16 protein-coding genes are annotated in these 14,204 nt (G+C 62.7%); 7 read left to right on the forward strand and 9 right to left on the reverse strand.

Annotation, left to right across the window (positions count from 1 at the left end; genetic code table 11):
• Position 1: 1 nt before the first annotated feature.
• Positions 2-1,009, reverse strand: coding sequence for an RluA family pseudouridine synthase (locus tag Q1K29_RS01145; protein WP_300390425.1), 1,008 nt, complete (start codon positions 1,007-1,009; stop codon positions 2-4).
• An 83-nt stretch (positions 1,010-1,092) separates the two neighbouring features.
• On the opposite strand from Q1K29_RS01145, the gene Q1K29_RS01150 reads away from it, so the two are divergent.
• Positions 1,093-2,802: an alkaline phosphatase D family protein gene (locus Q1K29_RS01150; RefSeq protein WP_300390428.1), complete on the forward strand. Its 1,710-nt coding sequence runs from the start codon at positions 1,093-1,095 to the stop codon at positions 2,800-2,802.
• Between the two features lie 93 nt (positions 2,803-2,895).
• Here the strand turns inward: Q1K29_RS01150 and queF are convergent, their stop codons facing one another.
• Together queF and Q1K29_RS01160 are read right to left on the reverse strand one after the other, a co-directional pair.
• Positions 2,896-3,360, reverse strand: coding sequence for a preQ(1) synthase (gene queF / locus Q1K29_RS01155; protein WP_300390431.1), 465 nt, complete (start codon positions 3,358-3,360; stop codon positions 2,896-2,898).
• The gene (locus Q1K29_RS01160; protein WP_300391921.1) at positions 3,357-4,397 is read right to left on the reverse strand and encodes a calcium/sodium antiporter; all 1,041 of its coding nucleotides are present in this window, start codon (positions 4,395-4,397) and stop codon (positions 3,357-3,359) included. The genes queF and Q1K29_RS01160 overlap by 4 nt, the downstream gene beginning before the upstream one ends.
• 118 nt (positions 4,398-4,515) lie before the next feature.
• On the opposite strand from Q1K29_RS01160, the gene Q1K29_RS01165 reads away from it, so the two are divergent.
• The 4 genes from Q1K29_RS01165 (at position 4,516) to Q1K29_RS01180 (ending at position 7,121) form a co-directional block, all read left to right on the forward strand.
• Complete coding sequence (locus Q1K29_RS01165; RefSeq protein WP_300390433.1) at positions 4,516-4,989, forward strand: nuclear transport factor 2 family protein; 474 nt, start codon at positions 4,516-4,518, stop codon at positions 4,987-4,989.
• A 67-nt stretch (positions 4,990-5,056) separates the two neighbouring features.
• Positions 5,057-5,932: an ion transporter gene (locus Q1K29_RS01170; RefSeq protein ID WP_300390436.1), complete on the forward strand. Its 876-nt coding sequence runs from the start codon at positions 5,057-5,059 to the stop codon at positions 5,930-5,932.
• Positions 5,933-6,039: 107 nt separating this feature from the next.
• Positions 6,040-6,741 carry a molecular chaperone DjiA gene (locus Q1K29_RS01175; RefSeq protein WP_300390437.1) on the forward strand — a complete coding sequence of 234 codons (702 nt, stop codon included), beginning with the start codon at positions 6,040-6,042 and terminating at the stop codon, positions 6,739-6,741.
• Positions 6,742-6,812: 71 nt separating this feature from the next.
• Positions 6,813-7,121, forward strand: coding sequence for a hypothetical protein (locus tag Q1K29_RS01180; protein WP_300390439.1), 309 nt, complete (start codon positions 6,813-6,815; stop codon positions 7,119-7,121).
• A gap of 11 nt (positions 7,122-7,132) precedes the next feature.
• Here the strand turns inward: Q1K29_RS01180 and Q1K29_RS01185 are convergent, their stop codons facing one another.
• Positions 7,133-8,323 (reverse strand): mechanosensitive ion channel domain-containing protein, encoded by a 1,191-nt coding sequence (locus Q1K29_RS01185; protein ID WP_300390442.1) that lies wholly within the window; start codon positions 8,321-8,323, stop codon positions 7,133-7,135.
• 111 nt (positions 8,324-8,434) lie between these two features.
• Positions 8,435-9,430: an NAD(P)-dependent oxidoreductase gene (locus Q1K29_RS01190; protein ID WP_300390445.1), complete on the reverse strand. Its 996-nt coding sequence runs from the start codon at positions 9,428-9,430 to the stop codon at positions 8,435-8,437.
• On the opposite strand from Q1K29_RS01190, the gene Q1K29_RS01195 reads away from it, so the two are divergent.
• Positions 9,410-9,874: a TIGR02301 family protein gene (locus Q1K29_RS01195; protein WP_300390447.1), complete on the forward strand. Its 465-nt coding sequence runs from the start codon at positions 9,410-9,412 to the stop codon at positions 9,872-9,874. The two genes, Q1K29_RS01190 and Q1K29_RS01195, sit on opposite strands and share 21 nt — an antisense overlap.
• Positions 9,875-9,880: 6 nt before the next feature.
• Here the strand turns inward: Q1K29_RS01195 and Q1K29_RS01200 are convergent, their stop codons facing one another.
• Positions 9,881-10,606, reverse strand: a complete 726-nt coding sequence (locus Q1K29_RS01200) for a glutathione S-transferase family protein (RefSeq protein ID WP_300390450.1) — start codon at positions 10,604-10,606, stop codon at positions 9,881-9,883.
• Between the two features lie 97 nt (positions 10,607-10,703).
• Between Q1K29_RS01200 and Q1K29_RS01205 the strand changes: the two genes are divergently transcribed.
• Complete coding sequence (locus tag Q1K29_RS01205; RefSeq protein ID WP_300390453.1) at positions 10,704-11,405, forward strand: YafY family protein; 702 nt, start codon at positions 10,704-10,706, stop codon at positions 11,403-11,405.
• On the opposite strand, the gene Q1K29_RS01210 is transcribed toward Q1K29_RS01205, so the two are convergent.
• The 3 genes from Q1K29_RS01210 to Q1K29_RS01220 are packed head-to-tail and all read right to left on the reverse strand — an operon-like array spanning position 11,396 to position 14,197.
• Positions 11,396-12,007 (reverse strand): glutathione S-transferase, encoded by a 612-nt coding sequence (locus Q1K29_RS01210; protein ID WP_300390456.1) that lies wholly within the window; start codon positions 12,005-12,007, stop codon positions 11,396-11,398. The genes Q1K29_RS01205 and Q1K29_RS01210 overlap by 10 nt on opposite strands.
• Before the next feature lies 1 nt (position 12,008).
• Positions 12,009-12,767, reverse strand: a complete 759-nt coding sequence (locus tag Q1K29_RS01215; RefSeq protein ID WP_300390458.1) for a TrmH family RNA methyltransferase — start codon at positions 12,765-12,767, stop codon at positions 12,009-12,011.
• A complete protein-coding gene (locus Q1K29_RS01220) occupies positions 12,764-14,197 on the reverse strand; it encodes a hypothetical protein (RefSeq protein WP_300390461.1) in 1,434 nt (477 codons plus the stop codon). Before Q1K29_RS01220 ends, Q1K29_RS01215 begins: the two co-directional genes overlap by 4 nt.
• Positions 14,198-14,204: the final 7 nt, after the last annotated feature.

Consider the following 14,204-nt stretch of genomic DNA (forward strand, 5'->3'; position numbering starts at 1 on the left):
CCTACATCGCCCGCAGCGCCACCAGAAGTTCCGCCATATCTTCCGGCAGCGGCGCTTCGGCGAAGATGTCTTCGCCTGTCACCGGGTGGACGAAACCGAGGCTCGCGGCATGCAGCGCTTGGCGGTCGAACTTTCGCGCCAGTGTCGTTGCCGCGATGAAGGCCTCGCCTGAACCATACGCCTTTATGCCGCGATAACGCGCATAGGTCGGGTCGCCGATCAGCGGCGCGCCGATATGGGCCATGTGCACGCGGATCTGGTGGGTGCGGCCGGTCTCCAACCGGCACTCCATGAGCGCGGCGGCCGGCAGGCCCGTGCCCTTGTCCAGTTCCCCGAACGTCTCGAGCGCCTTGTAGTGTGTCACCGCGTGGCGGCCCACCTCGCTCTCCTCGTCGCGCACCACCGCCATCTTCTTCCGGTCGGCCGTGGAGCGCGCAATCGCCATGTCGACCGTGCCGACCAGCGGACGCGGCGCGCCGCGTGTGATGGCCCGATAGGTCCGCTCGATATCGTGTTTCTTGAACAGCTTCGAGAGGCCAGCATGCGCGGCCTCCGTCTTGGCCACGGCCAGAACACCGGTCGTGTTCTTGTCGATGCGGTGGACAATGCCCGGGCGTTCCACCCCGCCAATGCCCGGCAGCTCACCTTTGCAATGGTGCAGCAGCGCATTCACCAGCGTGCCCTGCCAGCTGCCCGGTGCGGGATGCACGGCCATGCCGGCCGGCTTGTTGACGAGGATGAGATGCTCATCCTCGAACAGCACATCGAGCGGAATATCCTCCGGCTCCGGCGTCGCGGGCACGGGCGGCGGCATGTCGATTTCGTAGGTCATGCCAGGGCGCACAGGCGCTTTCGGGTCGTCGGCGAGCGCGCCATTGGCCGTCACCGCCCCCTCCTTCACCAGCGCCTTTGCGCGTGAACGCGACAGGTCGGCGAACTGTTCGGAGAGGTATCGGTCGAGCCGGGTTCCATTATCGGCCGGGCTCGCAGTGGCGGTCAGTTTGCTCATCGCTGAAGCTTATAGACCGGGTTTCGTGGATTCGTCATGATGGCGGGATAAGAGAACACTGCATTTCGGAGGGAGCGGTTACCATGAGCAAATATTCCAGACGGCATTTCCTGGGCTTCGGCGCCGGTGCGGCGGGCCTCGCCGCCTGCGCGACGCAGGGCGCGAGCGACAATCCGCTGGCCGACAATCGCCCGGCCTTTGCCGGTGAGACCGATTTCGAGCATGGCGTGGCCTCGGGTGATCCGCTGAGCGACCGGGTCGTCCTCTGGACCCGCATCACTCCGTCCGACGAGGATACGACCACTCCCATCCCTGTCAGCCTGACCGTGGCACGCGACCGCGAGATGAAAGCCATTGTCAGCCAGGCGCTCACCGAAGCTACGCCGGGGCGCGACTTTACGGTGAAGGTGGATGCCGAGGGTCTCGAAGCCGGCACCGAGTATTTCTACCAGTTTACCGCGAAAACCGCCGCGGGCGACGTGACGTCTCCGGTCGGCCGCACGAAGACGCTGGCCGCCTCCGGCAGCGCTCCGGTCAAGTTCGCCGTCATCTCGTGTTCGAATTTCCCGTTCGGCTATTTCAATGTCTATGACGAGATCGGCAAGCGGACCGACCTCGACGCCGTCCTGCATCTTGGCGACTATATCTATGAGTATGGCGTCGACGGGTATGGCGGCACCATCGGTCAGGAACTCGACCGCAATCATGAGCCGCCCATGGAGATCGTCACGCTCGGCGACTACCGGATGCGCCATGCCCAGTACAAGCGCGACCCCATGCTCCAGGCCGCCCACGCCGCTGCACCCTGGCTGTGCACCTGGGACGATCACGAAAGCGCCAACAATGCCTACCGCACCGGCGCAGAGAACCACCAGCCGGAAACCGAAGGCAACTGGACAGACCGCAAGCAGGCCGCCGTACAGGCCTATCTCGAATGGATGCCCGTGCGCGATCCGCAAGCCGGACGCGCCACCGGCGCCATCTATCGCCAGTTCGACTTCGGCGATATCGCCACCGTGTTCTGTCTCGAATCCCGCCTGACCGGCCGGTCCGACGAGATCAGCTGGGGCGCTGAGCTTGCTGGCGTCGAGCCGGATGCTATCCCGACCAAGGCCACGGAAGTGATGCAGCGCGTGCAGAATGAAAGCCGCACCATGCTGGGCAAGGTGCAGGAAGACTGGCTGGACAAGGGCCTGAAACGCTCGACCTCGACCGGCAAGGCCTGGCAGGTCCTCGCCAACCAGGTGATCATGGCCGAAGTGAAGCCGCCGAACCTCGTGGAGACGCTCACACCCGAGCAACAGGCCGCACAGGAAAGCTATGTCGCGGCGATGATCCCGTTCAGCCAGCTCGGCTTGCCCTTCAATCTCGACGCCTGGGACGGCTTCCCGGCAGCCCGCGACCGCCTCTACGCCTCTGCTGAAGCCGCAGGCGCCCGGCTCGTTACCGTCACCGGCGACACACACACGGCATGGGCCAACACGCTGCACGACCGCTCAGGCGCCCAGCGCGGTGTCGAATTCGGCTGCACGTCGGTGACGTCACCCGGCCTCGGCGAGTATGTGAACGATGTGCCGAATATGGGCGAGCTCTTCGCGGACGCGAACCGCGACGTGGACTGGTATGATCCGGATGGTCACGGCTACACCCTCGTCACGCTGACCGCCGACACGGTGACATCGGACTTCTTCAAGGCCTCCACGATCACGGACAAGGCCTATTCGATGGAGAAAGTCGCGACCTTCGTCACCGCACGTGAGGACGATGGCATGACAACGCTGGCAAAGGCGTAAAGCCTGAGCCGGCAACTATCTTTACCGCTTCACCCCGGCTTGACCGTGGGGAGGCGTCGATCTGAGGCACGTTCAAGCCGCAGACGTTTGAGCCTAGCCCCGCCCGCGATAGGTCGGCACGCCGGTCTCGGGGACGTAAAGCCCCTCCGGCACCGGCCCGGACTGCCAGAATACGTCGATCGGGATGCCGCCGCGCGGATACCAGTAACCGTAGATGCGCAGCCATTTCGGCTCGAGCAGGTCAACCAGACGCTTGCCGATCGCAACGGTGCAATCCTCATGGAAAGCGCCGTGGTTGCGGAACGATGTCAGGTAGAGCTTCAGGCTCTTGCTCTCGACGAGCCAGTCCCCCGGCGCATAGTCGATGACGATATGGGCGAAGTCCGGCTGGCCCGTCACCGGGCAGAGCGAGGTGAACTCCGGCGCGGTAAAGCGGGCAAGATAAAGCGTATCGGCATGCGGGTTAGGCACCCGCTCGAGCTTTGCCTCTTCCGGCGAGGCGGGGATGGAACTGTGCGCCCCGAGCTGGTCGAGGCCGGAATAGATGTCCTGCGTCAAACGAGGTCTCCGAAGTGCGGCAGCAGGTTGAAGCTGAGCGCCATATAGAGCGCGTAGGCGCCGAGGAGAACCGCCCCTTCCCAGCGCGCCAGCTTGCGGCCGGTATAGGCGAAGAGGACCAGCAGGAAGACCGAGAGCGCCAGCGCGCCCATATCCTGCATCCCGACGAGGCTTTCACCGGGCGCATATTCCAGCGCCTGCACATCGACAGGCTTTGCCCCTGACGCCGCTGGCTGGCCGATCACGCTGAACGGATAGACCGTCGCCGAGACGCCCATGATGGCGAGGATGTTGAAGATATTGGAGCCGAGGACATTGCCAAGCGCCACGTCCGCCTTGCCCTTGGCCGCCGACATGATCGAGGTGACGAGTTCCGGCAGGCTGGTGCCGACGGCGACGATGGAGAGCCCGATCACCGTCTCCGAAATGCCGAAGACCCGCGCGAGGTCCGAGCCGCCCGTGACCAGCAGCTTCGCGCCGATCACCACCCCCGCAATGCCGGCCAGCGCGAGGACAAGTGAGAGCCAGAGCGGTTCATGGGTTTCGATCACTTCCGCTTCGCCGGAATGGACGACTGCAGCGGGTGAGTTCTTTCGCCGGTCGAGAATGACCGAAGTGGTGAGGTAGACGATCAGGATCGCGACGAAACCCAGCCCCACCAGGCGGGTGAACATGTCGAACCAGAGCACAACAGCGAAGAGAACCGTTGCCGCAACCATGAACAGGCCGTCGCGCGCCAGCGCGCGTGGATGGGTGATGATGGGCGAGATCAGGCAGGCCGCGCCAATGACAAGCAGGACATTGGCCACGTTCGAGCCGATGACATTGCCGACCGAGAGACCGACCGCATCATCCGACAGGGCCTGAAGGCTGGTCACCATTTCCGGCATCGAGGTCCCGAACCCGACCAGGGTCAGCCCGATCAGCAATTCCGACATGCCGAGCCGGCGGGCGACGCCAACAGAGCCGCGCACAAGCATTTCGCCGCCAGCGAAAAGTAACAACAGACCGCCGACAATCAGCGCCACCATCAACATCAATTTTAGACTCCAGAATGCCCAGCCCTTACCTAGCGTGGATAACACCCGCCGCCAAAGACGGTTTCAATTGCCGGGCCTTTCCGTACACTCCGACCCCAACACCGGAGAGAAATCAATGCGCCATTCCATCCTCGCTGTGACCGCCCTGCTTGCCCTCGGTGCGCCCCTGGCCGCCTGCCAGACTGCCTCACCCCATGAGACGTCCGCCGATGCAGCCGCCGACAAGGCAGCCATCACGGCCATTCTCGACCAGCAGGATACAGCCTGGAACGCGGGCGACATCGACGGTTTCATGCAAGGCTACTGGCAATCGCCGGAGCTTCGCTTCGCCTCGGGTGGCACGGTGGTGCGCGGCTATGAAAAGACCCTGCAGCGCTACAAGGCCCGCTATTCCAGCCCTGAGAAGATGGGAAAGCTCGACACGCATGAGCTCGAAATCGTCCTGCTCTCGGACGACGCGGCGGTCGTGCATGGCCGCTGGGAGCTCACCCGGGACGCCGACACGCCGGGCGGGCTGTTCACACTGATCCTGCGCCGCATGGACGGTGAGTGGAAGATCATCAGCGATACGACCACGTCAGCCGATTGATCAATTCGCTGCGGCGGGTAAGACGACACCGGTAAGGTGAGCCCGGAAAACAGGGTGGAGAGGGGACATGGCGCGCGCGACACTCGATGAATCGACCAGCAACTCGGCGCTCGAAGCTGCTATTGAGAGCAACTGGTTCCTGAACCTGATCACCGGACTGATCATCATCAACGCCTTCATCCTCGGCATCCTCACCTATTCCGAGGCCCTGCCGCCAACGTCCGTGCACTGGCTCGAAATCATGGACCGGGCGATCACCTTCGCCTTCGCGCTGGAAATCAGTCTGAAGCTGATCGTCTACAGGCTGCAATTCTTCCGGTCGGGCTGGAACTGGTTCGACTTCATCGTGGTCGGCATTTCGCTCGTGCCCGGCGGACAGGGCTTCTCCGTCCTGCGGGCGATGCGCGTCTTGCGGGTCCTGCGGCTCCTGCACGTCGTGCCAATGATGCGCCGCATCACCGAAGCCCTGCTCAAGGCCCTGCCCGGTATGGGCGCCATCGTCGCTGTGCTTGCCCTGCTGACCTATGTCTACGCCGTCATGGCCACCAACATGTATGGCAACACCTCGGACCCGGAGGTCCAGCAGCTCTTCGGCGACCTGCCAAGTTCGGCTTTCTCGCTCTTCCAGGTGATGACGATGGATGGATGGCGCTTCGAGGTCGTCCAGAAAGTCATCGATGATGGGCACCCCTGGGCGCCGTTCTTCTTCCTGACCTTCATCTTCATCGCAAGTTTCGCGGTGTTGAACCTGTTCATCGCCCTGGTTGTGGACGCCCTTGCCGCAGAACAGAAGGCGGCAACGGAAGAACTTATCGACGATATCGAGGAAGAAGCCGAGCATGCCGAAGAAGAACGCGATGAAATATTCGACCTTCTCCGGTCGCTCAAAAACGAAATTGCAGAGCTGAAATCGGCGGTTTCGCAACAGTCTCCGCCGCGTTAAGCTGCAGGCTCGACATCAAGTCTTGGGGGACTCTTCACAATTTGTCGCAAGACAATTGACCTCCCGGGACTGATTTTAGCCGCAAAACTCGTTATAGTTGTAAGACGATGAGCCTCTGGCAGATCCTGATCGAAGGCGGAAAGCGCCTCTTTGACAGCGACGTGCAGGACGATCCCGTCCCTGCCGAAAACGGCTGCGCGCCCGATCCAAACGATGTCGGCTTCACCGCGGCGGTGATCGGCCTCGGCGCTAAGATGGCCGCCGCCGACGGACGCGTCAGCGACAGCGAGGTCATGGTTTTCTCACGCGTCTTCCGGGCCGCGCCGGAAGATGCCGACAAGGTCCGCCGCGTCTTCAATATCGCGCGCCAGACGGTGCGCGGCTATGAAGCCTATGCCCGCCGAATTGCCAAGAAATACTCCGCCCGCCCCTGCCTCCTGGAAGGCGTTCTGGACGGCCTGTTCATGATTGCGGGCGCCGATGGTGCGGTCACCGATGACGAGATGCAGTACCTGCGCACGGTGGCCGAGACGTTCGGCTTCGACGAGGTGACCTTCCGCCGGATCCGCGCCAGCCATCTGGGGCCCGAGCGCGATGATCCCTATCATATTCTCGGCGTTGCCCATGATGCGGCGTTCGACGATATCCGCCGCGCCTACCGCAAATTGATGGCCGATAATCACCCCGACCGCATCGTCGGGAATGGCGCACCGCGCGAGTTTGAAATCGCCGCTCACGACAAGGCTGCCGCAATTACGGGCGCCTATGCGCGGATCCGGGCAGAACGTGGTATGATTGCGGCGAATTGAGGGAGATTGCGTTCCAGCGATTGACCTGGATGAGAACCGATATCATCTTCGGGTGAGGAGATAGGAAAAAGATGACTGCAGCTCGCTCGACGCTTTCTTTCGAAACACTCATCGCCCGCATAGGGCACGGCCTTCGTGAGGGCGCCCGCTGGGGCCTTCGCGGTATCCTTGCCTTGGCGATTATCGTCATGGCCGGCATGTTTGCTGTCGTGACCGCCGCCGTGGGGCTCGTTATCGCCGCCGTGGCCATTCTGCTGCGTCTCACCACGGGTGGCCGCCAGCAAGGTCGGCAGGCGCGGAAAACAAAGCGCCCGCACACCGAAGCTGACGGCATCACGCTCGATGCCCACCGCACCGCCCGCGGCTGGACGGTCGAGTAAGGCTTTCCCGCTCAGCTCTCGGACGGTTCGACGTCCAGTGGCCCTTCCACAATCAAGGCGTCTTCGGATGTTTGCGCTTCAACCCGCGCGGACATCAGATTGTCGACACCGCTGACATAAAGCGTCTGCGTTGGATAGGCGAACTCGATCCCCTCTTCCTTGAACTTGCGGAACAGCGCCAACAGCACGCGTGAGCGCAGCGCCATGGAGCGGTTGAAATCCGGGTTCAGCGAGTAGAAAACCAGATCGAAGTCGAGCGAGCTCGGCCCGAAGGCCGACATGCTGCAACGGTCGAACGCAATGCCCTGAATCCCTTTCATGAGTTCAGCCACCATGCCGGGAATGGCCTCGGCGACCTCCGGCGGTGTCTGGAAGATCACGCCGAATTGCGTCTCGATGCGCCGGCGGTTCATCCGGCGCATATTGTGGATCTCCTTTTCGAGGAGATTGGTGTTGGAAATGATGACTTGCTCGCCCTTGCGTGAGCGAATGCGTGTCGTCTTCAGGCCGATATCCTCGATATCGCCCCAGGTGTCGTCATAGCGCACCGTGTCGCCCACCTGGAACGGCTTGTCGAGCACGATGGAGAGCGAGGAGAACAGGTCACGGAACATGCCCTGCGCCGCGAGACCGATGGCGATACCACCGATACCCAGACCGGCGATCAGGGTGGTGATGTTCGCGCCGATATTGTCGAGAATGAGCAGCAGCGCAAACGACCAGATCACGAGGTTGATAAACCACTTGATCAGGTTCACCGCCGAAGCGAGCGTACTGGCATCCTGCGGATTGCGGATCGCCTGGCGCCGGATCGAGGAGATCGCAGCCTCCTGCAGCAGTTCCGCCGCCTGCAGGGTCGCCGTAATCACGAACAGGATGTGGCTGAAGGTCGAGAGGGCCTGCGGCAGCTCCATGATCCGGTCGGCAATCAGCAGCGCTGTGGCAAGCATGAAATAGAGCCGGAACCGCCTGACGATCCGGTTGAAGATCGCCGACAGCGAATAGTCATCATTGCGCGGCAGCTGGCGCATGAGGTGGATCAGCCCCCAGCGCGTAAACCACAGCACGATCGTGATAACGATCGTGATACCAAGCGTGACGAGCGCTTCGCGCGAGCCTGACGCCAGCCAGGTGGCAAATTCACTCGCCGCCTCGCCGGCCGATTCCGCAGTATCGCTGAGCGCGTCCAGAGGTTCGGACAAGGTCCTGCGTTCGTCCTCCTGGACGCCCCGGGACAATCCGTCCGCAAATGAAAAAAAGCGCGCCATCAGCATATTGATTGATAGGCCCGCAATCACCGCTTCGGCAAGTCGTCAGACGGCCTGGGCGGCAAAGTCCTTCTTCTCGATAAGGTTCCTGAGCGGCGCTTCATTGAGGAACGACGAGAGGTTTTCGAGGAAAAGCTCATCATTGCGCTTGCGCGATTCGCTGGTCAGCGCCGAGGTGTGCGCCGTCAGCGTGATACCCGGATGGGTCCAGATCGGGCTGTCCTCGGGCAGCGGTTCTTCACGGGTCACGTCCAGCGTCGCATGCGCCGGGCGCCCCTTGTCGAGCGCCTTGAGAAGCGCGTCTTCATCGACCAGAGCGCCGCGCCCGACATTCAGGAACAGGCTGCCTTCCTTCATCGCCGCAAAGAAGTCTGCATCGGCGAGATTTTCTGTCTCGGGCGTATGCGGGGCACAAAGCAGGATGGCATCGGCCTGGCCGATCTCATCCCTGCTGACATCGTTGGGATGGACGACCCGGTCTGCAAAGGGCGAAACCTGGTCGGAGCGGCGCACACCAGTGACATGCGCGCCGAGCCCCCTCAGCCGGCGCCCGGCCGCTTCGCCGATATGGCCAAAGCCATAGACCAGCCAGCGCGTCGCCTGGATCTCGCGAAAATGCACGTGGCGCCATTCCTTCGCGGCCTGCCCGGCCCGGCGCTCGGCACCATTGCCGAACCAGTCGAAACCGGCCCACAGCACCCATTCGGCGATCGCTTCGGACTGGACATGGCTGGCGGTATAGGCTTCGGCCTTCTCGCCGATCTTCTGCAGGAAGGGATTTTCCAGCCCCGCCGCGCTCGACTGGAACCAGGCGAGCCTGTCGGCTTCATAAAGGTATTTCCCAAAGGCGCGCGAGGCGGGGCTGAACCAGACATCGGCATTGCCATGGGCGATCAGCGCACTGCCTTTTGCAGCCTCGCCCCATGGCCGCCCGATTTCGGAATTATCCGATACGGTGACAGGTGTTATTTGATCAGAAAACGGCTTGAGACGGGCCTCAAGCCGCGTGAAAGTCTCGTGATGAAGAAGACATTCGTACACTGGCGCTTCCTCCCGGCGGCTCTGCTACTGACCTTCCTGCCAGCCATGAGCGCCGAAGGCCAGTATCAACCCGATTACCAGCCGGAGTTTGATGTCAGCGACACGCGCAGCCAGGACTATCTGCGCGACGTGATTGCGCTCGCCTCCACACTCGGGTCCGCGCATGCCATCCGGCTGCTCTGCAATGGTCGGGATGACCAGTACTGGCGGGTTTACATGCAGGAGCTGCTCGGCATCGAAGCGCCCTATCGCAGCCGGCTGAGATCCTCCATGGTGGACGCCTTCAACAACTCCTTCCAGGCCGAAAGCTCGCGCCGGAGCCGCTGCGACGAAGGCGCTATCTCCGCCGAGAAAGTCTATGCTTCGACCGGACAGCGCCTTGCCAATGAACTCGCCGAAGCGAACCTGCCCGACGGTGTGCGAAGCGGCACCACCGAGCAGTAGCCCGCATCAGGCCGCGACAAGCTCCGGCCAGACCCTTTCCGGCAGGTAGGCTTCCCGCATCCGGCGTATATAAGCCGGAAGGTTCTCATGCGCCTGCACCATGTCGACAAGCGGTGTGTCGAAGAAGGGCGTGGCACACGAGATCAGTATCGCAGATACCGAGGCATCAACCCCTGTCGGCTCATCACCCAGAAGGAAATTCCGCTCACCGAGCTGTGCCGCAATCGCGGCGAGGTCAAAGCCGGCAAGTAACAGCTGTTCCTCGTGTGAGTGGCGCCCGATGCCGGACTCCCAGCGGGCTTTCCGCATGCCCTCGCTGATCTCGCCACACACCTGGTCGCGCATCGGCTCGGGCACGCTCACGAAGAACTGGGCCGGGCCCTTGCGGAAATTCTCGTCATTCATCCAGCGTTCGCCTGCCATGACGGCGCTGAGGTGCCCTTCAGCCATGCGTTCGAACGCCCAGCTCAGCGCCTGTTCGCGAGGCGTCAGCCCGTCCAGAAGCGAGCGGCCAAGCTTCTTTTCGAAATGCGCCCGGATGAAGTTGGAATCCTGGATGATCTCGCCATCCTCCTCGACATAGGGCGCCTTGTGCTTCGACACCGCGTCCAGGTCTGCCGTTGCACGGTCGAATTCGACGCCCAGCATCTGCAGCTGGATTTCCGTCTTCATCACATAAGGGCTCGGTGACGGGCAACCGAACATCGGGCCCCATCCATACAGCGTGGTCATGGCTATCTCCTTTCCTGCTTCGAGATCAGCCCTTGCTAAACCACCCCTGCTGACAGCATCATGTCAGCAGCCTGTCAGGAGAACAAAATAAGAAAAAATGAGACGGACCGAACGCCTCTTCCGGATCATCCAGATCCTGCGCCGCAGGCGCCGGCCCGTCACCGGCCATGAGCTGGCCGAGGAACTCGAAGTCTCGCTGCGCACACTTTACCGCGACATGGCCGAACTCGTCGCGCAGCGCGTGCCCGTGCGCGGGGAAGCCGGAACGGGGTATGTGCTCGACAGCGGCTACGACCTGCCGCCGCTGATGCTGACAGCCGACGAACTTGAGGCGGCTGTCCTCGGCGCGAAGTGGGTCGCGGCGCGCGGTGACCCGGCGCTCGCACGTGGGGCAGAGGATCTCATCGCCAAGCTCTCCACTGTCGTGCCGGAAGAGCTTCAGCCGGTCATCGTCGATGCAGGCCTGCAACCCGTAACCCGGCTTGATCAGCGCATTACCGACAGTGTCGATATCGCCCCTGTGCGCAACGCCATCCGCACGCAGACCAAGCTCGAGATCGACTATGCCGACGAGCATGGCCGCACGACCAGCCGTACCATCTGGCCGTTCCTGATCGCCTATTGGGAAACCGTCCGCCTCATCTGCGCCTGGTGCGAGCTTCGTCAGGATTTCCGCCACTTCCGCACCGACCGCATCCTGACCGTGGAGGAGCCCGGAACACGCTTCCCCGAACGCGTCAGCGTGCTGCGCAAACGGTGGAACGAGGACCGGATGGCCCGCGACACATCTCAGCAATGAGCCTCAAGACCGGGCGGGGCCGAGCGGGCGATCAGCTCATGTCCGCGCAAGGTCTCCGCCAAAGCCTCAAGGTCTGGCCAGTTTCCCGGGACCAGATCACAGACCGTCATGTGATCCCACAGACTGATGAAGTGAAATTCCTTCCAGCCCGGTTTGGCAGGGGTGAAGGCATCGGCCCGGCTGGCCAGCCATGTCATCCCGGCCGCCAGCACCTCGCGCGCCTTCTCGAAATAGGGGACGCCGGCCGGCTCAAGGCCGGTTCGCGCCGACAGGACGAGCTTCACCTCGGCACTCATCATACCGTTCATCACCGCGTGAAGGTTCATGGCATCGACCGTACTGGCCAGAACGCAAAACCGGTCGTCCGGGTCGTAACGGCCGACAAGCCAGCGGGCGATGTTGTCGGAATCATAGAGATCACGGCCGGCGGCCCTGAGGACCGGCACGACCATCAGCGGATTCTCACCGAACAGGGACTGATCGGCCTCGGCAACATTGCCGATATCGACCATGTCATAGTCGAGACCGAGATGGTCCATCAGCAAGCGGACCTTTCGGGTAAAGTGGGATCGCTCTGTGCCCAGAAGGACAAGCTCCGCCATCTCAATCCTCCCGCAAGATCCGCGCCTTGCCGCGCCCGATGGCGAGCGCTTTCACCGCGCCGCGGAAGGTGCGCACTTCCTGGCTGGTCCACTGGCCCCGGATGAAGGCATTGCGCAGATTGCGCGTCATCAGCGGCGTCTTGTCGGGCGGATAGAAATAGCCAGCGCGCTCCAGCTCGGCCTCGAAATGCTCGAACATGCCAATCAGCTCGTCCCGGCTGGCCGGCTCACCGACACCAGCCTCGGTGCCTTCGAAGCGGCCTTCCTGTCCGGCCGCCTCGCCCCAGGCATGCGCAAAGACGATAACGGCCTGCGAGAGATTGAGCGACGCGAAGGCCTTGTTCACCGGATAGGTCACGATCGCATCGCAGAGCGCGACATGATCATTGGACAGCCCCTGCGCCTCATTCCCGAAGACGACCCCCACGCGCTTCGCCGCCATCGCCTCGTGCAGCCAGCCGACCGCACCAGCCGCATTCGTCACCGGCTTCTCCATCCCCCGCGGGCGCGCTGTCGCCGCGACGAGATAGCCGAGATCAGCACAGGCCGCCTCGACACTGTCGAACGCCGTCACCTTCACCCCCGCCTCGAAGGCGCCAGCCGCCAGCGGCTGTGCCGCCGGGTTCGGCCAGCCATCGCGCGGGGCGGCAATGCGCAGCTCGGTCAGGCCGAAATTCAGCATGGCGCGCGCAGCCGCACCGATATTCTCGCCAAGCTGCGGCTCGGCCAGGATGATGACGGGTTGTCTGTCTTCGTTCATTCCGCCGAATAGTCCGGCCAGTCGAGCGAAATCAACTCACCGCCTGCGCTGAACTTCGGGGCGAGGCCGGCCTTTTCCAGAAGCGTGGTCAGGGCCTTGCGCGGATCGTCCGGCTGGCCCTCGACGATTCGCTCGATGGACCGTCTTTGCGCCGGGGTCGCTCCGAGAATCTGCAGCGTCGCGAAATAGGTCGTGAGATTGACCTGCCGGGCGTCGTTCCCCCCGGCCTGCGAAATCAGCCTGTTCCAGAAGCCATAGAGATCGCGCCGCTTGAGGAAACCATCGGTCGCCAGCGCGACAAAGTCCCCGCAGGAATAGTGCGCCGAGAAGCCATCGCGCTCACCCGCCGTGGCGAGCGGTCCGTCTTCGAGCACGCTCACGCACTCATCGAAGGCCCGGGCATAGACACCCTGAAGGAATTGCCGGCCACCATCGCCCTCGAGCATCGAGGCGATGAGATTATAGGCCATGGTGTTGGCGGCCCCCTCATGGATCCAGGACCCTCCGCCACTGGCGAACGTCACGCCCTTGTCGGTCTGGAAGAGATGCGCGGCTTCATGCGCGAAGAACCAGTGCAGGTAGGACAGCGTATTCGGGTCCGGCTCGCTGATATCGGCGCCGCCGATTTCCATCATCAGCAGCTGGTCAAGCGCCCCGCCCGTCGCCGAAAAACCTTTTGCGCCCGCGCCCTTATAGGCCAGCATCACGGTGGCCTTGTTCTGCAGCTCGAACCCCCAGAGCTGTTCGAAGCCGGTGAAGATCGCTTCCAGGTCCCCGGCAAAACGCTCGCGCAGCCAGGCCGGCAGGCGCGCATCCAGCACGACGGTAAAGCTGTCGAACGGCTCGATCTTGCCGGTGCCGGTATAGATATAGGTCCCGTCGCCCTCGATACGGTGGCTGATACTGCCCTCATGGACCTGTCCGTCCACGATAATCGGCGTGTCCGAAGAGAAATTGACATCCATGGCGAGCGCTGGCGCCTCGATATTGGCCGTATCGCCTTCGAGATCGCTGACAGCGTCGAGACTGTCGACCGGGGCGAGGCCAAACTGGCCCTCATACACGGCCACGCTGCCATCGGCGAAGGTTACGAACGGGGTGTAGTCGGCAACCAGCTTGCTGGTCAGCGGGATGATGCTGAAGCTCACCTCTTTCGCGGGTTCATCGAAGACGATGACATCGATCCCGGCAACCCGTCCGAAGCGCGCATTGTCCGAGGTCAGCGACCAGGTCGGCTCGCGGAAGTCGCTCTTGGAGCGTACGAAAGCGAGCACATTCTGGGGCTCGGCGAAGCTGTATTCGACGCTCCAGTTGCCGGACTCTTCGGGCCCGATCGTCACAGAGGCCTCAGCAGGCGTTTGTGACTGCGCTTGGTGCGGCGCGGCCGCGAGCACACAAAATGCAATAAAAACAATGAAAAACCGGCTCATCGGTGAC

This window comes from Henriciella sp. (assembly GCF_029937755.1).
Lineage (GTDB): Bacteria > Pseudomonadota > Alphaproteobacteria > Caulobacterales > Hyphomonadaceae > Henriciella.